Source organism: Streptomyces sp. NPDC051636 (assembly GCF_044453765.1).
Classification (GTDB): Bacteria; Actinomycetota; Actinomycetes; order Streptomycetales; family Streptomycetaceae; genus Streptomyces.
This window is the reverse complement of record NZ_JBITDA010000017.1, coordinates 121967-143225: the sequence shown is the minus strand read 5'-3', so window position 1 is coordinate 143225 and position 21259 is coordinate 121967. Positions and strand designations below refer to the sequence as shown.

At 72.3% G+C, this 21259-nt stretch carries 21 protein-coding genes and 2 pseudogenes; 6 read left to right on the top strand and 17 right to left on the bottom strand.

The window, feature by feature from the left end; translation table 11 throughout:
* Positions 1-122 precede the first annotated feature (122 nt).
* Positions 123-602, bottom strand: coding sequence for a DUF5994 family protein (locus ACIBBH_RS27140; protein WP_399408899.1), 480 nt, complete (start codon positions 600-602; stop codon positions 123-125).
* 153 nt (positions 603-755) lie between these two features.
* Between ACIBBH_RS27140 and ACIBBH_RS27135 the strand changes: the two genes are divergently transcribed.
* Positions 756-1007 carry a hypothetical protein gene (locus ACIBBH_RS27135; RefSeq protein WP_399408897.1) on the top strand — a complete coding sequence of 84 codons (252 nt, stop codon included), beginning with the start codon at positions 756-758 and terminating at the stop codon, positions 1005-1007.
* A 30-nt stretch (positions 1008-1037) separates the two neighbouring features.
* Here the strand turns inward: ACIBBH_RS27135 and ACIBBH_RS27130 are convergent, their stop codons facing one another.
* The gene (locus ACIBBH_RS27130; RefSeq protein ID WP_399408895.1) at positions 1038-2060 is read right to left on the bottom strand and encodes an alcohol dehydrogenase; all 1023 of its coding nucleotides are present in this window, start codon (positions 2058-2060) and stop codon (positions 1038-1040) included.
* Between the two features lie 86 nt (positions 2061-2146).
* On the opposite strand from ACIBBH_RS27130, the pseudogene ACIBBH_RS27125 reads away from it, so the two are divergent.
* Positions 2147-2504 (top strand): annotated as a pseudogene (locus tag ACIBBH_RS27125) (PucR family transcriptional regulator); the annotation flags it as partial.
* Positions 2505-2543: 39 nt separating this feature from the next.
* Positions 2544-2846 carry a hypothetical protein gene (locus ACIBBH_RS27120; protein WP_399408893.1) on the top strand — a complete coding sequence of 101 codons (303 nt, stop codon included), beginning with the start codon at positions 2544-2546 and terminating at the stop codon, positions 2844-2846.
* Here ACIBBH_RS27120 and ACIBBH_RS27115 read toward each other — a convergent pair.
* From ACIBBH_RS27115 to ACIBBH_RS27100, 4 genes and pseudogenes are all read right to left on the bottom strand, one after another.
* A complete protein-coding gene (locus ACIBBH_RS27115; protein WP_399408891.1) occupies positions 2818-3237 on the bottom strand; it encodes a DoxX family protein in 420 nt (139 codons plus the stop codon). The genes ACIBBH_RS27120 and ACIBBH_RS27115 overlap by 29 nt on opposite strands.
* Positions 3238-3365: 128 nt before the next feature.
* Positions 3366-3515, bottom strand: a pseudogene (locus tag ACIBBH_RS27110) (TetR family transcriptional regulator); the annotation flags it as partial.
* 94 nt (positions 3516-3609) lie between these two features.
* Positions 3610-4341: a TIGR03943 family putative permease subunit gene (locus tag ACIBBH_RS27105; protein WP_399408889.1), complete on the bottom strand. Its 732-nt coding sequence runs from the start codon at positions 4339-4341 to the stop codon at positions 3610-3612.
* Positions 4338-5354, bottom strand: coding sequence for a permease (locus ACIBBH_RS27100; protein WP_399408887.1), 1017 nt, complete (start codon positions 5352-5354; stop codon positions 4338-4340). The genes ACIBBH_RS27105 and ACIBBH_RS27100 overlap by 4 nt, the downstream gene beginning before the upstream one ends.
* A gap of 186 nt (positions 5355-5540) precedes the next feature.
* Here ACIBBH_RS27100 and ACIBBH_RS27095 point away from each other — a divergent pair, with 186 nt between their 5' ends.
* Positions 5541-7403 (top strand): NAD-binding protein, encoded by a 1863-nt coding sequence (locus ACIBBH_RS27095; protein ID WP_399408885.1) that lies wholly within the window; start codon positions 5541-5543, stop codon positions 7401-7403.
* On the opposite strand, the gene ACIBBH_RS27090 is transcribed toward ACIBBH_RS27095, so the two are convergent.
* The 3 genes from ACIBBH_RS27090 to ACIBBH_RS27080 form a co-directional block, all read right to left on the bottom strand.
* Positions 7379-8164: a hypothetical protein gene (locus ACIBBH_RS27090; protein ID WP_399408883.1), complete on the bottom strand. Its 786-nt coding sequence runs from the start codon at positions 8162-8164 to the stop codon at positions 7379-7381. The two genes, ACIBBH_RS27095 and ACIBBH_RS27090, sit on opposite strands and share 25 nt — an antisense overlap.
* Positions 8161-8370 carry a hypothetical protein gene (locus tag ACIBBH_RS27085; protein WP_399408881.1) on the bottom strand — a complete coding sequence of 70 codons (210 nt, stop codon included), beginning with the start codon at positions 8368-8370 and terminating at the stop codon, positions 8161-8163. Before ACIBBH_RS27085 ends, ACIBBH_RS27090 begins: the two co-directional genes overlap by 4 nt.
* Before the next feature lie 191 nt (positions 8371-8561).
* Positions 8562-10379: a prolyl oligopeptidase family serine peptidase gene (locus ACIBBH_RS27080; protein WP_399408879.1), complete on the bottom strand. Its 1818-nt coding sequence runs from the start codon at positions 10377-10379 to the stop codon at positions 8562-8564.
* A 130-nt stretch (positions 10380-10509) separates the two neighbouring features.
* Here ACIBBH_RS27080 and ACIBBH_RS27075 point away from each other — a divergent pair, with 130 nt between their 5' ends.
* Positions 10510-11289, top strand: a complete 780-nt coding sequence (locus ACIBBH_RS27075) for an SURF1 family protein (protein ID WP_399408877.1) — start codon at positions 10510-10512, stop codon at positions 11287-11289.
* Between the two features lie 10 nt (positions 11290-11299).
* Here the strand turns inward: ACIBBH_RS27075 and ACIBBH_RS27070 are convergent, their stop codons facing one another.
* The 7 genes from ACIBBH_RS27070 to ACIBBH_RS27040 form a co-directional block, all read right to left on the bottom strand.
* The gene (locus tag ACIBBH_RS27070) at positions 11300-12472 is read right to left on the bottom strand and encodes a hypothetical protein (protein WP_399408875.1); all 1173 of its coding nucleotides are present in this window, start codon (positions 12470-12472) and stop codon (positions 11300-11302) included.
* Positions 12469-13086 carry a SigE family RNA polymerase sigma factor gene (locus tag ACIBBH_RS27065; RefSeq protein WP_399408873.1) on the bottom strand — a complete coding sequence of 206 codons (618 nt, stop codon included), beginning with the start codon at positions 13084-13086 and terminating at the stop codon, positions 12469-12471. Before ACIBBH_RS27065 ends, ACIBBH_RS27070 begins: the two co-directional genes overlap by 4 nt.
* A gap of 478 nt (positions 13087-13564) precedes the next feature.
* Positions 13565-14617: an aspartate-semialdehyde dehydrogenase gene (locus ACIBBH_RS27060; protein ID WP_399408870.1), complete on the bottom strand. Its 1053-nt coding sequence runs from the start codon at positions 14615-14617 to the stop codon at positions 13565-13567.
* Positions 14614-15906, bottom strand: coding sequence for an aspartate kinase (locus ACIBBH_RS27055; protein ID WP_399408868.1), 1293 nt, complete (start codon positions 15904-15906; stop codon positions 14614-14616). The genes ACIBBH_RS27060 and ACIBBH_RS27055 overlap by 4 nt, the downstream gene beginning before the upstream one ends.
* 446 nt (positions 15907-16352) lie before the next feature.
* Positions 16353-17012, bottom strand: coding sequence for a DUF5063 domain-containing protein (locus ACIBBH_RS27050; protein WP_399408866.1), 660 nt, complete (start codon positions 17010-17012; stop codon positions 16353-16355).
* Complete coding sequence (gene recR, locus ACIBBH_RS27045) at positions 17005-17604, bottom strand: recombination mediator RecR (RefSeq protein WP_399408864.1); 600 nt, start codon at positions 17602-17604, stop codon at positions 17005-17007. The genes ACIBBH_RS27050 and recR overlap by 8 nt, the downstream gene beginning before the upstream one ends.
* Positions 17605-17659: 55 nt before the next feature.
* Positions 17660-18004, bottom strand: a complete 345-nt coding sequence (locus ACIBBH_RS27040) for a YbaB/EbfC family nucleoid-associated protein (protein WP_399408862.1) — start codon at positions 18002-18004, stop codon at positions 17660-17662.
* Positions 18005-18284: 280 nt separating this feature from the next.
* Between ACIBBH_RS27040 and ACIBBH_RS27035 the strand changes: the two genes are divergently transcribed.
* Complete coding sequence (locus ACIBBH_RS27035; protein WP_399408861.1) at positions 18285-19034, top strand: SLATT domain-containing protein; 750 nt, start codon at positions 18285-18287, stop codon at positions 19032-19034.
* Between the two features lie 42 nt (positions 19035-19076).
* Here the strand turns inward: ACIBBH_RS27035 and ACIBBH_RS27030 are convergent, their stop codons facing one another.
* Positions 19077-21080: a serine/threonine-protein kinase gene (locus ACIBBH_RS27030; RefSeq protein WP_399408858.1), complete on the bottom strand. Its 2004-nt coding sequence runs from the start codon at positions 21078-21080 to the stop codon at positions 19077-19079.
* Positions 21081-21259: the final 179 nt, after the last annotated feature.

Genomic DNA, 21259 nt, shown 5'->3' with positions numbered 1-21259 from the left:
TCCCGCTCACGGATCGCTCCCACGACCCAGTCACGATCCCACTTGAGCTCCGGCCCACCCGCAGTCGGAGCTACTTCGCCCCCGGGCACCCGTCAACGGTCTTCCCCAGCGGTCGGGTGTGCTCAACCGGTACCGATACCGGTGCCGGTGTCGATGAGGATCTGTTCGGCCTGCGTCACGTTGTCGGCGCGGACGGCTTCGGTCATCGCGGCGCGCGCCGCCTCGGGGGTCGCGTGCGGCGGGATCACGAGGAGGGAGAAGTAGTCCTGGTCGCCTCGGGTGATGAGGACGGTGTCGTCGCCGACCGGGAAGGAGTCGATGTGAACGACCCGGTCGTCGATGACCAGTCGTGTCGGCAGTTCTTCCCAGGCGGCGGCGTCCAGGCCGACGCGCGTGACCGGGCCGAGGTGCTCGGTCAGGGCGGCGATCAGGGCGGGAAGCTCGGCGGCGATGTCACGGGACCGCGGCCACCATGCCCCGTCGAGTACTCCCTGCCGGTCGTGTGTCGTCTCCAGCCGTACGACAGCCGTCCCGGGTTTCGCCACCTGGTGGACGGTGTCCGGCAGGAGCCTGGTCACACGCGGGGCGTCGGAGTCGGGCATCGCATTCGCCTGCCTGTCTGCCAGCGAGGAACGCGGGGGGATTCCTCGCTTCACGGTACTCCGCGGCTCGCGACGGCCGGGAAGCCCGCTGGTCACGCCGGAGTACAGTGAAAGATCCGGTCCGCTGATCCGGGCCCAGACAACGAGGTCGCCATGCAGCCAACGGAATCACCCTCGGACGGGCACGCCGACGTACGCATCGTCGCCGCCTCCCCCGAGGTCGCCCGTCGCGTAGCGGAGGTTCTCCGCCACTGCTTCGCCGCCACCGAGCAGCGCAGCTATCCCGCGGGTGCCGGGGGAGGGACGCGCCTCCAGCTCACCGTTGACACCACGCGCGCGGCGGAACCGGCGCGGTCCTGGCTGGAGACCAGCCGCTCCTCCGGGGAGGAGCCCCGACGGGAGTGAGCCGAGGCCAGGAGCGGTCCGGCAAATCCGTCAGCGGGTGGTGAGCACCATCCGGAAGCGGGGGGCGCCGGACAGCATCCTCTCGTACGCCGCGTCGGCCTGGGCCAGGGGCACGATCTCCGTCATCGGGCGGATGCCGTGCAGGGCGCTGAAGGCCATGGTGTCCTCCACGTCCTTCGCGGTGCCGGACGGGTGCCCCCGGACGATCTTGCCGGCCATGAGGAGCTGGACCGGGCTGATGCCCAGTGGCTCGGCGTCCGCGCCGATGACCACCAGCTCACCGCGGGGGCGGAGCCCCTCCACGGTCGCCGTGATGGCGTCGGAGTTGGACGCGGTCGCCAGGACCACCTTCGCGCCGCCGAGGGACCGCAGCGCTTTCGCGACCGGGGTGTCCGCCGTGCTGTCGATGTAGTGGTGGGCGCCGAGCTGCTCGGCGAAGTCCGCCTTGTCGGCTCCGCGGGCGATGGCCACGGTCTCGAAGCCCATGGCGGCCGCGTACTTCACCGCCAGGTGGCCCAGGCCGCCGATGCCGAGTACGGCGACCAGGTCGCCGGGCTTCGCCGAACTGCGCCGCAGCCCGTTGAACACCGTGACGCCCGCGCAGGCCAGAGGGCCCGCATCCGTCGCCGACAGGGCGTCCGGTATCCGGGCCAGGGCGTCGGCCGGGGCGATGACCATCTCGGCGTAGCCCCCGTCGTACGCCCAGCCCGGGACCTTCAGGCTCTCGCAGGTGACGAAGTCGCCCTGGCGGCAGGGCGGGCAGTGGCCGCAGCTGCCGCCGAACCAGCCCACCCCCACCCGGTCGCCCGCCTTCCAGCCGCTGTACGTTCCCTCGCCGACCCTGTCGATACGCCCCGCGATCTCGTGCCCGGGGACCACCGGGAAGCTGACACCCGGAACCAGGGCGTTCACGAAGAAGACGTCGCTGTGGCAGATCCCGCAGGCCTCCACCGCGATCCGGACATGGCCCGGGCCCGGCTCCGGCACCTCGCGCTCGACGATCTCGAACCGGCCGCCGGCAGCGGCCACCTGCGCAACTCGATGGCTACTCATCGGGATCTCTCTCCGGGGTACGACTGCACGCGCCCCCAGAACCACTAGACCAGCCCCAGCCCGATCACGCGCGCCGAGACAACCGCGAGCGGCTGAAGCTGGAGGACCCGGTCCTGCGCGCCGCCGACCTGCTCGTCTACCCCGTCCGCACCCGCGACCGGCAAAGCCATGGCCGACCTCGTGCGCGGCGTCCTCGGCCCGCTCACCACCGCCCCGGGCGGCGCCCAGCCCCTCCTGGACACTCTGACGGCCTATTTCGACTGCGGTTGTGGGGCCGCGGAGGCCGCCCGCCGCCTCTCGCTGAGCGTGCGCCCCCTGGCCTACCGGCTGGCGCGCATCCACCACCTCACCGGCGCCGACCCGGCCGATCCCGCCCACCGCTGCACGCTCCAGACCGCGGTGATCGGCGCCCGGCTGCTGGACTGTCCGCCCAACGACATCTGACGTGCTGCGATTCCGCCGCGTCAGGCGCATGGTGGTGGCATGGGTAGCGGTCCTCCTGTGGTGGTGCTGCCGCCGGCCGCAGACGGTGGGCGGCAGGTGACGGTGCGCGGTGAGCGCGTGGGTACGGCGTACGACCTGTTCGACGTGCTGGATCTCGTGCACCGTGCCGGGCTGCCGGCGGTGGACCAGGCCGTCGACGACCCCGAGCTGATCGAGTGGCGGGGCGGCGGGCCGTACGACTGGAACGGCGGAGCCGACGGCGGGGCTGACAAAGGGGCCGACGGCCGGGACGGGGACGGCGCCGACGACGGCGTCAGCCCAGGTGGAACAGGGGGCCCGTGAGCGTCAGGCCCAGGTCGTGGCCCACGTGGGCGAAGAACGCCAGCATCATCAGGGCCGCGCCGGCCAGCGCGATGTCCTTGTTGAACTGGATCATCTCCAGCCGGCGGGCCTGCGGCTCGCTCTCCTTCCAGAACGCGTGCATGATCAGCGCGGTCGGCACCAGGAACACGGCCAGCAGCAGGGCGCCCAGGTCCGCCCACACGCCGAGCAGCACGCTCAGGCCGCCGACGAGCTGCAGCAGCCCGGCGCCGAGGACGGCCGCCGCGGCGGCGGGCACGCCCTTGGCGGCGGCGTACCCCGCCATGGCCCGGGTCTGGGTGAAGTGACCGACCGTCGAGGCGAGGAAGAGCGCCGCGAACAGAATGCGGCCGATGAGTACCAGGACGTCCATGACGGCCTCCACACCAGCGACTTCGACGAATGGTTCCGGCGGCTCCCGGACAACAGCGTGGACACGGTCATTTCCTCACCTCCCCAGGGCATCGGCAACTCCTGCGCATCGCACGGCCCCGCCGACGGTCACCGCGGTCGGCGTAGTCCTGCGACGAGGACCTCGACCAGGCGGCGTGCGTCGTGGCGGGGGTCGCTGTCCGCGCCGATGCAGAGGTTCCCGGCGCCGCGCATGAGCTCGTGGGCCTCCAGGCCGGAGCGGATCTCACCGCCGCCGGCTGGTCACCGCGCCCGCTGATCCTTGCGCGGCACCGACGCGAACACATCAGCCACGAATAACGCCAACTCCGCCCGGCGAGCTGACGGAGTCCTACTAGTTGTTCCAGGTCTCGTCGTAGGGGTCGTGCGGCGTCGGCACCGGCCTCGCGGCGGTCACCTTCACGAACGGGATCGGGCCGTGGTTGACGGGGTCCGGGACCTGCTTCGCGGTGTACGTGCCCGTCACCTCCAGCCAGCTGTCCGGTTGCAGGACCGGCGGGATCCTGCCGGTGAGGCCGATCTTCACCGGCTGGGCGTCGGCGGCACAGCAGTTGAGGGCCATGCGGACCAGGTACGGGGTGCCGGCGCGGTCCAGGGCGACGAACCCGGTGATACGCACCTGGCGGCCGCCGAGGGAGCGGCCGTGGTCGTAGACCGCGCGGCCCGCGTAGTCGACCAGGCCGATCGACACGGGATCACCGGCGGGCAGGGACGCGTAGCCGTACGGCTGTTGCAGGGCCGTACCGGTGCGCATCGCGCTGTAGGAGCCCAGGGCCGGCGGGGCGACGAGGATGAGGGCGAGGAGGGGGAGGATCAGGAGCCAGGAGATACGGGGCTCGCGATGGGCGGGGCCGTGGTCCTCCGTGTCGGGGGAAGGCTTGCGGCGCCCGCGTTTCCACTCGTACCACGCCGTCGCCAGCGCCGTCAGGATCAGCACCGCGCCGGCCGCCAGCAGCAGCGGGCGCAGACCGGCCTTGACGTAGCGCAGGTACAGGTCGGTGAACCCCGCGTGCAGCAGGGCCGCGCCGATCAGGAACAGGACCGCCGCCTGCGCCTGCCGGTTCACAGCAGCACCGCCCCGGTCAGGACCGCGCCCGCGATGGCGAGGGCGAAGGTGGCCGGGGCGAAGCGCAGGGCGAAGCCGCGGCCGAAGGTGCCCGCCTGCATGGCGAACAGCTTCAGGTCGATCATCGGCCCGACGACCAGGAACGCCAGCTTGGCCGTGAGCGAGAACTGGGTGAGCGAGGCCGCCACGAACGCGTCCGCCTCCGAGCAGATCGACAGCAGTACGGCGAGGACCGCCAGGGCCAGGACAGAGAACGCCGGATTGCCGGCCGCCGTGCGCAGCCAGTCCGCCGGGGCCACCGCCTTCAGCGTCGCCGCCGCCATCGCGCCGAGGACCAAAAAGCCGCCGGCATGCATCAGGTCGTGCCGGACCGACCCCCAGAACGCCTCCCCCTTGCGCTGCCCCTCGTGCGCGGCGTGCGCGGGCGGACGGATCCAGTCGGTGCGGCCGACGCGCTGCCACAGCCAGCCCATCGCACAGGCCACCAGCAGGCTCGCGGCGAAACGGGCCAGCACCATCCCGGGGTCGCGCGGGAAGGCGACGGCCGTGGCCGTCAGGACGACCGGGTTGATCGCGGGGGCGGACAGGAGGAAGGCGATCGCCGCGGCCGGGGTGACTCCGCGCCGGACAAGCGCCCCGGCCACGGGCACGGACGCGCACTCACAGCCCGGCAGCACCGCGCCCGCCATCCCGGCGACCGGCACGGCGAGGGCGGGCCGGCTGGGCAGGGCGCGGGCGAAGAACGACGGCGGTACGAACACCGCGATCGCCGCCGAGAGCAGGACGCCCAGGACGAGGAAGGGCAGGGCCTGGACGACCACCGCGACGAACACCGTCATCCAGCTCTGCATCACAGGGGCGGACAGCGCGCCGCGGATCGGGCCCTGGAACACCACCACCAGGAGCAGCGAAAGTGTCAGGGCGAGCGGCGAGTTGAGGTGCCAGCCCTCCCGGTCCGGCCGTGTGCCGGTGTCCGGCGCCGCCTCGGACGGGGCTTCTTCGGTGATGGCCACGGCTGGGGTACCTCCGCGTACGGGCGCCGGTCCGCGTTCAGGGTGCGTGTTCTGCCTCCCCTTGCATACGGCATACCGGCCCCCGGTGTTCAGATGATTGCTGGAACCACCCGTCCCGTTGGGGCAGTCTTTTCCCTCGTGGCGAGCGTTCCGTATCAGAGTGGGCACAGGGGTGCGCCCGCGCACATGGTGGTGTGCGGGGACGACGGGCTCGCGTACCGGCTGGCCGCCGAGTTGCGCGGGGTGTACGGGGAGCAGGTGACGCTCGTCGTACCGCCGAACGAGCGTACGGCGCGACCACCGGTCGTCGGGCGGGCGCGGGCCGCCTCGGCGGCGCTGCTGGACCGGGTGGTGAGCGCCGCGGTGGGGCGGGGCGGCGGGAACCTCAACGGGGGCGGCGGCAACGGCGGTGAACCGTCGGGTGACGAGCGGCTGTTGGAGGCAGCCGAACCCAGCGAGGCCGTGCTCGCCGAGGCGGGCGTGGAGCGGGCGACCGCGCTGGCGCTCGTGTACGACGACGACGAGACCAACATCCGTGCCGCGCTCACCGCGCGCCGCCTCAATCCGCGGCTCAGGCTGGTCCTGCGGCTGTACAACCGGCGGTTGGGGCAGCACATCGAGGAACTCCTCGACCAGGCGGCCGCGTTGGCCGGAACCGACGCGGCGGCCGATGACGCGTCCACGGTCGTGCTGTCCGACGCCGACACCGCCGCGCCCGCGCTGGCCGCCACCGCGGTCGCCGGTACCAGCAAGGTCGTCCAGACCGACGGGCTGCTGCTGCGCGCGGTGGAGCGACCGCCGCCGGGGCCGGGGCAGGTCGCCGGCCCGGGGCTGTGCACGCTGGCGCTGCTGTCGGCCACCGGCAGCGATCCGGCCTGGGCGGACGGGTCCGAGGGCAGCGGGGAGCAGGGGCCGCGGCTGCTGCCCGACACGGCGGAGGTGCGGGAGGCCACCGGGCGGGGGACGGTGGTGCTGGAGCAGGTGTCGTACTCCGCCGGGGCGCCGCTGGCGACGGGGCGGGGCGTCGGGGGTGTGCCGCCGCTCGCGTCCCTGTTCTCGCGGCGGCTCAGGTGGTCGCTGGCCGGGATGGTCGGGTGTGTGGTGGCGCTGGCGGTCGCCCTGTCGGTGGTGACCGGGATCAATCCGCTGAGCGCCTTCTATCTGACGCTGCTGGATCTGTTCGCGATCGACGACCCGGCCATCGGGGCGTCGCTCGGGCGGCAGATCCTGCAGCTGTTGTCCGGTCTGGTGGGGCTGCTGTTGCTGCCCGTGCTGCTGGCGGCGGTGCTCGAGGCGCTGGGGACCTTCCGGACCGCGTCCGCGCTGCGGAAGCCGCCGCGCGGGCTGGGCGGTCACGTGGTGCTGCTCGGGCTGGGCAAGATCGGCACGCGGGTGCTGACCCGGCTGCGCGAGCTGCACATCCCGGTGGTGTGCGTCGAGTCCGATCCCGAGGCGCGGGGGCTGGCCACGGCCCGGCGGCTCAGGGTGCCGGTGGTACTGGGGGACGTGACGCAGGAGGGGGTGCTGGAGGCCGCCAAGATCCATCGCGCGCACGCCCTGCTGGCGGTGACCAGCGCGGACACCACCAACCTGGAGGCGGTGCTGTACGCGCGGTCCGTACGGCCGGACTTGCGCGTGGTCCTGCGGCTGTACGACGACGACTTCGCGACCGCCGTCTACCGCACCCTGCGCGCCGCGCACCCGCACGCGCAGACCCGGAGCCGGAGCGTGACACACCTGGCCGCGCCCGCCTTCGCGGGGGCGATGCTCGGGCGGCAGATCCTGGGCGCGATTCCGGTCGAGCGGCGGGTGCTGCTGTTCGCGGCGGTGGATGTCGGCGGGCATCCGCAGCTGGAGGGGCGGTCGGTGGGGACGGCGTTCCGGGCCGGAGCCTGGCGGGTGCTGGCCCTGGAGGGGCGGCCGGAGGCGGACGAGGACTACGTACTGCGGGCGGAGGACCGGGTGGTGCTCGCCGCCACTCGGCGGGGTCTTGCGGAGCTGCTGGGGCGGCGGGGGTTGCCCTCTCAGCCGCCCGGCTCGGCCGGGTGAGAGGGCTTCCTCGACCGGGATTCCGCCGCGGCCCCCGGCAGGATCTCCGGGGCGGGCCGCAACCGGTGACGCGGCGCGGTACGGCGGGGTGGCCGGGTCAGCGTGATCTGTCGCACGAGCTGCTGGAAGCACGCCAGCGCCGCGACCCCCGGCAGGGCGGCCGCGGCCGTGTCGGCGATGGTCCGAGGCGCCTGGATGACACAGAGGAGCACCGCGACCGAGGAGAACAGCAGCACGACGAACCACGAGTGCACGGCGCGGCGCTGATGCAGGGCCGCGCGCAGGATGGACAGCGACGCCGCCATCCAGGGGCCGTAGACCAGCACGGGCCACCAGGCGTCGGCGCTGCCCCGGCCGCGCGCGGTGATGATCAGCAACGGCTCATAGGTGACCACGCCGCTGAGGACGCTCACCATCGACACGATGACCGCCGCCACCGCGGCGATGACATAACTGGCGACGCGCAGACCGCTCGGGCGCCTGCGTACGGGAAGTTTCCGATGCCCCCGGCGAGCCCCACGCACCGGCGGCAACTCGGCCGTGATCTCCTGCAGATGGCTCATGGGGCTGCCACTGGGCGGGGCGGTTACCGATGCCTCGTCACGAGGGTGCGGTACGGTCCCGTACTCCTCCCTGCCGGCTTCCTGGAGCAGGAACGCGAGTTCCTCGGCCGGGTCCCAGGCCGCATCCGGCGGTGATTCCTCGAACTCGTCCAGGCAATCGGTGCCGCGCCACAGATGGCCGAATCGTTCGTCATTCATGAGAACGACAGCGCGCAGGCCCATCGACCGGCGAGGTCGGATTCCAACTGCCGGACAACGGTGAGGAAATTCCGCAGCAAGGGGTCGGTGACCTGGAGCACGACCGGAACACCGTTTTTGCTGAGGATTCCCGGAGTGTAGACGTACGGCCCCACCGTCATCGCGTACATACCAGCCGACTCGCCTGGATCGCTTGCGTTCGTCATGCCCCGACTAACGTCGGCTCTTTTCACTTGGATGCGCGGCGAACGAGTGAATGAACCGCCCCGAAAAACGCTTTACATAATCCATCGTATTACACACGGTCTACCAAGCTGACATCCACTTGAGGGGAGTGTCGTCCGGACGCCGGGGGCCGTGAACGCGTGGACGTCCACGACCCCGGGGACCAGCAGGCTCACGCCGTCGTCCGCTGAGCCTGCTTCAGGTGTCTCTCCGCGAAGTCCAGCTCCAGCCGCACCTGCTTGATCCGCTCCTCCACCACCAGGGACCCGTGCCCCGCGTCATAGCGGTACACCTCGTGGACGGCCCCGCGGGACTCCAGGCGCTTGACGTAGTTGTCGATCTGGCGGATGGGGCAGCGGGGGTCGTTGACGCCGGCGGAGATGTAGACGGGTGCCTTGACCCGGTCGACGTAGGTGAGCGGGGAGGAGGCCTCGAAGCGGTCGGGGACCTCTTCGGGGGTGCCGCCGAGGAGGGTGCGGTCCATGGCCTTCAGGGCTTCCATCTCGTCGTGGTAGGCCGTGACGTAGTCGGCGACCGGGACGACGGCGATGCCCAGGGTCCAGGCGTCCGGCTGGGTGCCGAGGCCGAGGAGGGTGAGGTAGCCGCCCCAGGAGGCGCCGGTGAGGATCAGGCGGGCGGGGTCGGCGAGGCCGGAGGAGACGGCCCACTCGCGGACCGCGGCGACGTCCTCCAGTTCGATCAGGCCGACCCGGTGCTTCAGGGCGTCGGTCCAGGCCCGGCCGTAGCCGGTGGAGCCCCGGTAGTTGATGCGGATCACCGCGTAGCCGTGGTCCACCCAGGCCGCCGGACCCGCGGCGAAGGCGTCGCTGTCGTGCCAGGTCGGGCCGCCGTGCAGGTCGAAGACGGTCGGGAGGGGGCCCGTAGCGCCGGCCGGCTTCTGGATCAGGGCGTGGATGCGGCCACCCGGGCCCTCCACCCACGCGTCCTGGGCCGGCACCGAGCCAGGGCACTTGAGGCCGGGCGGGTCCAGGACCACCCGGCCGGTGGTGGAGCGGACCGAGGACGGCTCGGCGGCCGACGACCAGAGGTACTCCACGCTGCCGTCGGGGCGGGCCGTCGCACTCGAGACCGTGCCCGGCGGGGTGGGGATCCTCGTCAGCTCGCGCGTGTCCAGGTCGTAGCGGAACAGCTCGCTGCGGGCCTTGAAGCTGTGGGCGATGAGCAGCGCCGTGCCGTCCGGGTACCACTCCGCGCCGACGTCGCCCGGCAGGTCCAGCGCCAGGTCCGTCTCCTCACCCGAGACGACGTCCCACACCAGCGGCTCCCAGCGCCCGCGCCGCTGGTGCCCGATGAGCAGGCGCGGGTCGCCGTCGCGGGGCGCGAAGCCCAGCACCTCCAGGCCCAGCTCCTCGGTGCCGCCCTTGGTGTCGTCCAGCTCGGCGACCTTCGTACCGTCCGGGCGCAGGACGCGCAGCGCCGAGTGCATGGCGTCGCCGTGCTCCGTGTGCTCGATCGCGACGAGGGAGCCGTCGTGGGAGAGGTCGCCGACGCCCGCCGACTCACGGTGGCGGTACAGCCCGAAGGGGGCCTCGCCCTCGCGCGCCAGGTAGATCGTGGTGCCCTCGTCGTCCGTCGAGCGGCCGACGACCGCCGTCCGGCCGTCCCGGGACAGGGCCAGGCCCGCCGGGTAGGAGGGCTCAAGACCCGGAGTGGCCAGTTCGTCCTCGCCGCCCGTGAACGGCTGGCGGCGCCACACCCCGAACTCGTCGCCGTCCTTGTCGTCGAACCACCAGATCCAGGCGCCGTCCGGGGAGAGCACGCCGTCCGTCGTGCCGTTCGGCCGGGACGTCACCTGGCGCTGTTCTCCCGTCGCGCGGTCCCACGCGTACAACTCGTACGTCCCCGTCGCGTTCGACACGAACAGGGAGCGGTCGGGTGCGTCCTCCGCCCAGTCGGGCAGTGACACCCGCGGCGCCCGGAAGCGCTTCTCCCAGTCCGGCATGCTGCTCTCACTCGTGGCCCCAGTCATGGGCCCATACTGCCCGTCCGCGCCGACTCTTGGCTGCCGGGTGTGCGGAGCCTGTGGACAACTTTGCGATCATGAGCGCTTGTGCCTCCCGGGTACGGGGACGCGGCGGCCTCCCCGTACCGTTGAAGGCGTGTACCGGTTTCTGCTGACACCCCGCTGGTGGGGCATCAACGTCTTCGTGCTGCTCGCCATCCCGTTCTGCGTGTTCATGGGGTCCTGGCAGCTGAGCCGGTTCGAGGCGCGGGTGCAGGACCACCGTGACGCGAGCGAGCGGGCCGTGTCCGACCGGGAGGAGGCGGCCCGGCCGCTGGCCGAGCTGCTGCCCGTCGACCAGGACACCTCGGGCAGGCGGGTCACCGCGACCGGGCGGTACGGCAAGCAGCTCCTCGTCCCCGACCGGGAGCTGGACGGAAAGCGCGGCTTCTACGTGCTGACCCTGCTGCGCACCGGCTCCGGGCGCGCCCTGCCGGTCGTGCGCGGCTGGCTGCCCGGCACCGCGGACCCGGCCAGGGCCCCCGCCCCGCCCTCCGGCGAGGTCACCGTCACCGGTGCGCTGCAGGCCTCGGAGACGCCGGGGGACAACGGCGTCAGCACGGCGGGCGGGCTGCCGGCCGGGCAGACGGCGGCGATCAGCTCCGCGTCGCTGGTGAACCTGGTGCCGTACCGGGTGTACGACGCCTGGGTCACACTCGACAAGGGGGACTCGGGGATGACGGCGGTGCCGGCGGCCGCGCCCGCGAACTCCGGTCTGGACCTCAAGGCGTTCCAGAACCTCGGCTACACCGGGGAGTGGTTCGTCTTCGCGGGCTTCGTCGTCTTCATGTGGTTCCGGCTGCTGCGGCGAGAGGTGGAGTTCGCGCGGGACGCGGCGCTGGGCCTGGTGCCGGAGGAGGAGACCGCGGGGGTCTGACCCCTGAGTCCTACGACCCCGCCAGCACCCCGGTCCAGTAGATCGTCCCGGCGCACGCGTTCGGCACCGTCGCCGTAGCCGCCGGAGAGCCCGCCTCCGGGGTGTGGGAGACCGCGATGCTGCCGTCCGCCGTGCCGTCCTCCGTGAGGAGTTGGGTGGTGGTCCCGGAGGAGGTCGTGCCGCTGGTGTCCGTGCTGCCCGTGGCGCCGGCGTCCTGGGTGGGGCTCGGGTCCGCGCTGGGGCCGCCGGGGCCCGTGCCGCCGTCGGTCGTGGAGCCGTCACCCGTCGCGGGGCAGGTCTCCGAGGAAACGAAGGCGAACTTCTCCTCGTACGCCGAGCCGGGGAGCAGGACCAGCCCCGCGACCTCCATGGACGGGTCGGGCAGGCCGGCCGCCGCGTCACCGGACACGTGCCGGACGACGGTGATCTTGGCGGGGTCCGCGGCGCCCTGCGCGAGCGCGCTCACGCTGCCCGGACCGCCGACGGTACAGCTGGTGGCGGAGACGTTGGTGACCCGGAAGGTGCCGTAGACGACGCCCGCGCTGTCGGGCGCGTCGGCGGTCCCGGTGGCCGAGCCCAGCTGGGCCGCCGTGCACACCGGGGCGCTGGTGTCCGCGGAGGCCGAGGGGCCCGCGCCGCCGGTGGAACCGGTGCTGTCGCCCGAGCCCTTGCCCTTGCCGGTCTCCTTCGTGCCGTCCTTGCCCTTGCCGCCGGTCTTGCCGCTGGAGCCGCCCGCGGTACTGGCCCCGCCGTCCGGGTTCTTGCCCGAGCCGCCGCTCTGGGCCTGGGAGGCCTGGCCGGCCATGGAGGTGTTGGGGTCGGAGCCGCCGGAGTGGGAGACGTGGAGGAGAGCCGGGACGGCGGTGCCGATGAACAGGGCCGCGGCGGCCATGCCGACGGCGGCCTGCCGCTTGCGCGCCCGCCGGGCGGGCACCGCGCGGCGCAGATGGTCCAGTGTGCCGTCGCGCGGCTGGATGTCCTCGACGGCCGAGTGCAGCATCCGGCGCAGGGCCAGCTCGTCCGAAGCGAGCCCGTCGGGGCCCTGGTCATCGGGGCTGTGGTTCACAGTTCCGTTCCCAGCGTGCGATGGCGTGTGCTCTTGCTCTTGCGGCTCGGTCGGCTCGTGCCAGGCGTAGGGCTCGTGGCGGTCGTGCGAGCCGCCCCCTTCGACGCGGTCGCTCATGCCGATGCCTCCATGGACACCCGGAGCGCCGCGATACCGCGCGAACCGTACGCCTTCACCGAGCCCAGCGATATCCCGAGCGTCTCGGCGACCTGGGCCTCGGTCATGTCGGCGAAGTAGCGCAGGACGAGGACCTCGCGCTGGCGGCGCTGCAGGCCCTTCATCGCCTTGATGAGGTCCCGGCGCTCCAGCTGGTCGTACGCGCCCTCCTCCGCGCTCGCCATGTCCGGCATCGGCTTGGACAGCAGCTTCAGGCCGAGGATGCGGCGGCGCAGCGCGGAGCGCGAGAGGTTGACGACCGTCTGGCGCAGGTAGGCGAGGGTCTTCTCCGGGTCCCGGACGCGTTTGCGGGCCGAGTGGACCCGGATGAAGGCCTCCTGGACGACGTCCTCGCAGGAGGCGGTGTCGTCGAGGAGGAGCGCGGCGAGGCCCAGCAGCGAGCGGTAGTGCGCCCGGTAGGTTTCGGTGAGGTGGTCGACGGTGGTACCGGCCGCCACGGCCTCCTCGGCGCCTTCGCGCTGAGTCGGTACGCCGTCGCGCTGGTTCGGGATGCGGGTGGGCCGTGCTGCGGGCATGGGCGCGATCACCGGCATGCCGCCGGGCGTGCCGGGCATGCGGGGTCGGAGCGCCACGCGGGGCCGAAGGGCCGTACCGCGGGTCGCCGCACTGAAGTCGAGTACCTCTGCCACGCCTGTTGGACACGCTCGACCCCGTGGGGGTTGTACGCGCCGGGCATCTCTTTTGCGTCAGGTGACGCGGCCGACGGCGTTTCCGCTCCCGGCAGCACATCGGACCGTGCCTCACATGCCGTCATGCGACCCGCTCTTCCCTTATGTCCCATATGAACGGGCGTCCCCACGCCCCGATCACGGCGTCCCCACGCCAGGATCACGCGTCTCCGCACCCCGCAAGGGCGTCCGCAAAGACGCTCCCCGCCCTCCGCGCGGTTGCGGAGGGCGGGGAGGAAAATCCTCGAACGCCGAGGGGGCCCGGTTCAAGTGGTCCGGACCATGCCCCGGGCCACATCCCGTCACACAGGATCCTACAAATGGATCCGCTCCCATCCCCGGCTTTTCCCATGCCGTGTGGGCATCACGACAATTCCGCCGCCACCAGCTCGGCGATCTGGGCGGTGTTGAGCGCGGCGCCTTTGCGTAGATTGTCCCCGCACACGAAGAGTTCGAGCGCGGTGGGGTCGTCCAGCGCCCGCCGCACCCGTCCGACCCAGGTCGGGTCGGTGCCCACCACGTCGGCGGGGGTGGGGAACTCACCGGCGGCCGGGTCGTCGCACAGCACGACACCGGGTGCCGTGGCGAGGATCTCGCGGGCGCCGTCGACGGTGACCTCGCCCTGGAAGCGGGCGTGGACGGTCAGGGAGTGGGTGGTGACGACCGGGACGCGCACGCAGGTCACGGCGACCGGCAGCTTCGGCAGCCCGAGGATCTTGCGGGACTCGTCCCGCACCTTCATCTCCTCCGACGACCAGCCGTCCTCGCGCAGCGACCCGGCCCACGGTACGACGTTCAGCGCGACCGGCTCCGGGAACGGCCCGGTGTTGTCCCCCACGGCCCGCCGCACGTCACCGGGGCTGGTCCCCAGCTCCGTACCGGCGACCAGGGACAGCTGGGCCCGCAGCGTCTCCACGCCGGCCCGCCCGGCCCCGCTCACCGCCTGGTACGAGGACACCACCAGCTCGCGCAGCCCGAACTCGGCGTGCAGCGCGCCCAGGGCGACGATCATCGACAGGGTCGTGCAGTTGGGGTTGGCGATGATGCCGCGCGGCCGGTGCCGGGCGCAGTGCGGATTGACCTCGGGGACGACCAGGGGCACGTCCGGGTCCATCCGGAACGCGGCCGAGTTGTCGACGACGACCGCACCGCGCGCCGCGGCGATCGGCGCCCACCGCGCGGAGACCTCGTCGGGGACGTCGAACATGGCGACGTCGACCCCGGCGAAGGCGTCCTCGTCCAGGGCGACCACCTCGACGTCCTCGCCGCGCACGGCCAGCTTGCGGCCGGCCGAGCGCGGGGAGGCGACCAGCCGGATCTCGCCCCAGATGTCGGCTCGCTGGGAGAGGATCCGGAGCATGACCGTGCCGACGGCTCCGGTCGCTCCCACGACCGCGAGCGTCGGTCGGCGGGTCATCGCCCGGTGCCTCCGTAGACGACGGCCTCGTCGGTGTCGGAGTCGAGTCCGAAGGCGCTGTGCACGGCGCGGACGGCCTCCGGCACGTCGTCGGCGCGGGTGACGACCGAGATACGGATCTCGGAGGTCGAGATCAGCTCGATGTTCACGCCGGCGTCGGACAGCGCGGTGAAGAAGTCGGCCGTGACACCCGGGTTCGTCTTCATACCCGCGCCGACCAGGGAAATCTTGCCGATCTGGTCGTCGTAGCGCAGCGAGTCGAAGCCGATGCCGGCCTTGTTCTTCTCCAGCGCGTCGATGGCCTTGCGGCCCTCGGTCTTCGGCAGCGTGAAGGAGATGTCCGTCAGGCCGGTGGCCGCGGCGGACACGTTCTGCACGACCATGTCGATGTTGATCTCGGCGTCGGCGATCGTCCGGAAGATCGAGGCGGCCTCGCCCGGCTTGTCCGGCACGCCGACGACCGTGACCTTGGCCTCGGAGGTGTCGTGCGCGACACCGGAGATGATGGCCTGCTCCACCTTCTTGTCCCCTTGCTGCTGTGTCTTGTGGACGACTGGCTCGCTGCTGACCCACGTGCCCTGCAACCCGCTGAACGAGGAGCGGACGTGGATCGGGATGTTGTAGCGGCGGGCGTACTCCACACAGCGGTGGAGCAGCACCTTGGAGCCGGAGGCCGCGAGCTCCAGCATGTCCTCGAAGGAGATCCAGTCGATCTTCTTCGCCTTCTTCACCACCCGCGGGTCGGCGGTGAACACGCCGTCGACGTCGGTGTAGATCTCGCAGACCTCGGCGTCCAGGGCGGCCGCGAGCGCCACGGCGGTCGTGTCGGAGCCACCGCGACCCAGGGTCGTGATGTCCTTCTTGTCCTGGCTGACGCCCTGGAACCCTGCGACGATGGCGATGTTGCCCTCGTCCAGCGCGGTGCGGATGCGGCCCGGCGTGACGTCGATGATCCGGGCTTTGTTGTGGACCGAGTCGGTGATGACACCTGCCTGGCTGCCGGTGAACGACTGGGCCTCGTGGCCCAGGTTTTTGATCGCCATGGCCAGCAGGGCCATGGAGATCCGCTCTCCGGCGGTCAGCAGCATGTCGAACTCGCGCCCGGCAGGCATCGGGGATACCTGCTCGGCGAGATCGATCAGCTCGTCCGTCGTGTCGCCCATCGCGGAAACCACGACAACCACCTGGTTGCCGTTCTTCTTCGCTTCCACGATCCGCTTGGCGACGCGCTTGATGCCCTCGGCATCGGCTACGGAGGAGCCTCCGTACTTCTGCACGACAAGGCCCACGTGCGCTCCTCGCTCCGGTATGTACTGCGGTCGGCTCAGTCTAACGAGCGTCCGGAATCCCCCTCCGCGATATCGCATGGTGAGATGCCGGCCCGCCCGTCCGGAACAGCGCATGCCCAGCCCGGGCCGTGCCACGCGGAACGTGTGCCGGGTCACAGTCGCCGCCGGTCAGGCCGCGGCCTTCTTCCCCCGGCCCCGCACGAGGCCGGCCCCCGGCACCGAGGGAGGGGGCGCCCATCGCGGCGGCGGTCATGACGCCCTGCGTGCCGTCCACCGCGAAGGGGGCGGCCGCGGCGACGACGGCGTTGAAGGGGAACAGGAACCACGATCCCGTTCCGGGGCCGCCGCAACGGGGGAGCGCAGTCCCCAACCGGGGGCAGCGGGCTGCACCACGCTGAGGACGGGGAACCGAGGCACGGAAAGGGCGGCGCGATGGTGAGCCGGGACTACTTTCCCGGCTGGATCCCCAGCGGTTCCCCGATCTCCTGCGCCATGACCCGGCCTGCCTCGATCTCCAGGGCCTCGTCCTCCGGGTCCTGGTCGGTGTCGAGGCCGTCCAGTTCCTCCAGCGGCTGGTTGAGGCGGACGTGGGCGACCAGGGACTGCAGGGCGCGCAGGGCGGCCGAGGCGGTGCCGCCCCAGTTGGAGAAGTAGGAGAACTGCCACCACCACAGGGCCTCCGTGGTGCGGCCCGCGCGGTAGTGGGCCATGCCGTGGCGCAGGTCGGTGATGACGTCGGCGAGGTCGTCGGAGATCCGGGCCGGGACGGGCGCCTTGCGGGGCTCGTAGGGGTCGAAGACCTCGGAGTAGACGTCGATCGGCTCCAGGAGGCGTGCGAGGTTCTCGCGGAGTTCGTCCACGTCGGGCTCCGGGCCCAGATCCGGCTCGTAGCGCTCGTCGGGGACGATGTCCTCGTGGGCGCCGAGACGGCCGCCGGCCAGCAGGAGCTGGGAGACCTCCAGGAGCAGGAAGGGCACCGCCGAGTCCGGCTCGTCGCCCTTCGCCACCTCCGTGACGGCCACCAGGAAGCTCTCCACCTGGTCCGCGATCTGGACCGCGAAGTCGTCCGGGTTCCGCGTCGAGTCGTGCAGCGTGGCGTCAGACATCTAGGAGTCGTCTCCCCTCGAAGGCGCGGCCGAGCGTGACCTCGTCCGCGTATTCCAGGTCGCCACCCACCGGGAGGCCGCTGGCCAGGCGGGTGACCTTCAGGCCCATGGGTTTGATCATGCGGGCGAGGTACGTCGCCGTCGCCTCGCCTTCGAGATTGGGATCCGTGGCCAGGATCAGCTCGGTGACCGTACCGTCCGCCAGGCGGGCCAGCAGCTCCCTGATCCGCAGGTCGTCGGGGCCGACGCCCTCGATCGGGCTGATCGCGCCGCCCAGCACGTGGTAGCGCCCGCGGAACTCACGGGTCCGCTCGATGGCGACGACGTCCTTCGGCTCCTCCACCACGCAGATGACGGCCGGGTCGCGGCGCGCGTCGCGGCAGATGCCGCACAGCTCCTCCTGCGCGACGTTGCCGCAGGCCGCGCAGAAGCGGACCCTCGCCTTCACCTCGAGGAGGGCCTGCGCGAGCCGCCGTACGTCCGTCGGCTCCGCCTGCAGGATGTGGAAGGCGATCCGCTGCGCGCTCTTGGGACCGACGCCGGGCAACCGCCCCAGCTCGTCGATGAGGTCCTGGACCACGCCTTCGTACAACGGACTGCCCTTCCTGGAGTCTTACGGTACGTACGGTAGTTGGCGGTGGCCGGTCTTAGAAAGGCAGGCCCGGGATGCCACTGCCGCCGCCCAGACCCTGGGCCAGCGGACCCAGCTTCTGCTGCTGCAGCGTCTGCGCGTTCTCGTTGGCCGCGTGCACGGCCGCGACGATCAGGTCGGCGAGGGTCTCGGTGTCCTCCGGGTCCACCGCCTTGCGGTCGATCAGCAGCGCGCGGAGTTCGCCGGCGCCGGTCACCGTGGCCTTCACCAGGCCGCCGCCCGCCTGCCCTTCGACCTCCGTGGCCGCGAGTTCCTCCTGAGCCCTCGCCAGGTCCTGCTGCATCTTCTGGGCCTGCTGGAGCAGCTGCTGCATGTTGGGCTGGCCACCACCGGGAATCACGATCAGCTCCTGGTTCGTCGTTTCCTCCGTTGTGACGAGCCTACGTGGTCCACCCAGCCATCGCTCCACCACTCTTTCGGGTGAGATTGAGGTGAGTCCTACACCTGATCAAGGCCCTCTTCCAGGCGGAAAAGAGACGAAAGCAACCCCTCCGCCACCCGTTGGGCGGTAGGAAGGGTGCCGCGCATCGGCGGCCAATATGACGCAGGGTGACGGGTCGGAATCGGTCGGTCGGAATCAGTCGGTCGGGATCAGTCGGTCGGACAGTAGGGAGTACCGGGTGGGTCAGCCGGAGATGCAGCCCGAGGGTCCGCCTCAGGACGGGCGGGGCGAGGGGGCGGCCGGGCTGCGGCCGGGCGATCTGACCGGGCGGCCGTTTCCGCTCGGGGACTGGGGGGAGCCGGCGGAGCGGCTGGACGAGCTGTACCGGTGGGTGGAGCGGGGGGCGTTGGACACGGCGGCCTGGTATCTCGCGGACCGGGTGGGGAAACGCCGGGCGGCGCGGGCACTGCGGTGCGGGGCCACGCTGGGGGCGGTGTGCGGGGCCTCTCTGCCGTTGCTGGATCTCACGGGGGTCGTCGGCGGGGTCGCTCCCTGGGGATACCTGGCGTTGATGCTGGCGGTGGCGTGCGTGGTCGCGGACCGGTTCTTCGGGGTGACGTCCGGGTGGATAAGGGACGTGGCCACCGCGCAGGCCGTGCAGCGGCGGCTTCAGGTGCTGCAGTTCGACTGGGCGTCGGAGAGCGTGCGGGAGGTGCTCGGGCCGACGGAGGGGACGGCCGGGGAGGCGGCCGAGCGGTGTCTCGGGGTGCTGCGGAAGTTCTCCGAGGACGTGACGGAGCTGGTGCGGGCCGAGACGGCGGACTGGATGGTGGAGTTCCGGACGGGTCCGGCACCGCTGGGCATCCAGACGGCGGTGGCGTCCGGGGTGCGGCCGGAGACGGCGGCCCCGTCGACGCGGTTTCCGTTGCCACCACCGGGGCCCGCCCGCCCGAACATGCCTCGGCAGCGGCCGCCCGAGCCTCGTTGAGGTTGGTGGTCTCGTCCGCTGAAGTCCGCCGGACGTTCCACCTCATTGCCTGGTGTACGTCAGACTCTCCCCGCTGCCCTTCTTCGCCCGCTTCAGCCTGCCGTCCGACAGCAGCGTGACCTCGGTCGCCTCGCCGGGCGTGCAGGACGAACTGGGCTCGCCCACACTGACGGTGGACGGTCCCATCTCCAACGGGCCGCCACCGCTGGGCTGTTCGGCGAGCTCAGCCTCGAACACACAGTGGTAACTGCCGCCGCCGTCGGTGGGCCCGTCGGCGACGAGCGTGAGGACGGCGTCCCCCACCTCGCCCTGCCGGATGGTGAGTTCCCGCGTGTTGTGCCCGTTGGCGTTGTCGATGGACGTCGTCCACGTGCCCAGGTAACCGGCCGGGATCGCGCCGTCCGACGCCTCCGACGACTCCGGCGCGGTCGGGGAGGCCGGCTCCGGGCTCGTCGGAGAGGGCCCGGGCGTGGTGGGCGCGCCGGTGGCCGGCGAGGGGCTGGCGGTGCCGCCGGCGGTGTCGTCGCCGCCGCCCTTCATCATCGCGTACACCGAGCCGCCCGCGGCGAGCGCGACGACCAGCGCCACCACCACGAGCAGCGCGGTGGACCGCCGGTTTCCGTGCGGCGCCCGCGGCCCGACGCCGACGGGCGGCGGACCGTACGGCGGGGTCGAGCCGAGGCCGCCCGCGTACGGGTTGTACGGCGCCTGGGGGCCGGGCTGCCGCGGGTAGCCGTAGGCGGCGGGCTGAGGGTGCTGCTGGGGATAGCCGTACGCGGGATGCGCGGGGGGCGCGCCGGGCGGGGGTGTCTGCCCGGCGACCATCGTGGGGAGGTGGTTCAGGGACGCGCCACCGCCCGGCCGGCCCTGCGGGCCCGGGGCCCCGGGCGGGGGCGGCGCGGAGGCGTCGTCGGAGGCGGGGGCGTGCTCGGGCGAGGCGGCGGGGACAGGGTCCGGCTTGCGGTCGGGCATACGGTCCTGACGGGGCGCGGGAACCTGGCTCTTCAGCCGGGCGGGAGCGGGATCGGGCATCCGGTCGCCCCCGGGGCCGGGCTCAGGGCCGGGCAGGGGACCCGCGTCGGCGCCGGACGCCGGTGCTGCCGCCTCCTCCGTCCCGCCCCCCGCCTCCGGATCCTCCGCCTCCAGCAACCGCACCGCGTGCCGCCCGAGCTGCGCGACGAGCGTCCCCGGCAGCCAGGGCTCCCGGGAGCGGCCCCCGGAGACCGTGTCCTCCGCGCCCGTGCGCTCCAGGATCATCTCCAGCGTCGGACGTGCGGCCGGGTCCTTCTTCAGGCAGTCACGGACGAGGTCGGCGATGCCCTCGGGAACACCGTCGAGGCCGGGTTCCTCCTGGGCGATGCGGAACATCATCGCGTGCACCCCGCTGTTGGCGGTACCGAAGGGCAGCGCGCCGGTCGCGGCGTAGGCGAGGACCGAGCCGAGGCAGAAGACGTCGCAGGCGGGTGTGATCCGGTCGCCGCGCACCTGCTCGGGCGCCATGAAGCCGGGCGAGCCGACCAGCGAGCCGGTGCGGGTGAGCCCGTCCCCGGCCAGGGTCTCCAGGGCCCGCGCGATGCCGAAGTCGATGACCCGCGGGCCGTCGATGGTGACCAGCACGTTGGACGGCTTGAGGTCGCGGTGCACGATCCCGGCGGCGTGGATGTCCTTGAGCGCGTGCGCGAGCCCGGCCGCGAGGATCCGTACCGACCGCTCGGGCAGCGCCCCGTGGTCGCGCCCGACGACCTGCTGCAGGCTGGGCCCGGCCACATACCCGGTGGCCACCCAGGGCACGGGCGCCTCGGTGTCCGCGTCCAGCACGGGTGCCGTCCAGTGGCCGCCGACCCGCCGCGCGGCCTGCACCTCCTGCCGGAACCGCGCCCGGAACTCCTCCTGCTCGGCGAGCTCCTCGCGGACCAGCTTCACGGCGACCGTACGGCCCCTGTCCGACCGGGCGAGATACACGTGCCCCATGCCGCCCGCGCCCAGCCGCGCCAGCAGCCGGTACGCCCCGATTCGTTGCGGATCCCCCGGCCCCAGTTTCTCCATCGCCGCGCCGCCTCCCCCGATGGCCCGAAATACGCGCGTGTGCAACAGATCGAGAATAGTGCGCGCGGGAGGGGTCTCGCCGGGAGCGGTGTCTACGGTTCCGTAACAGCCGGTCCGACCGGTTCGCATCCGATCGACACCCTGTCGCGGAAACCGCCCGTCCACGGAACAGGACGCCG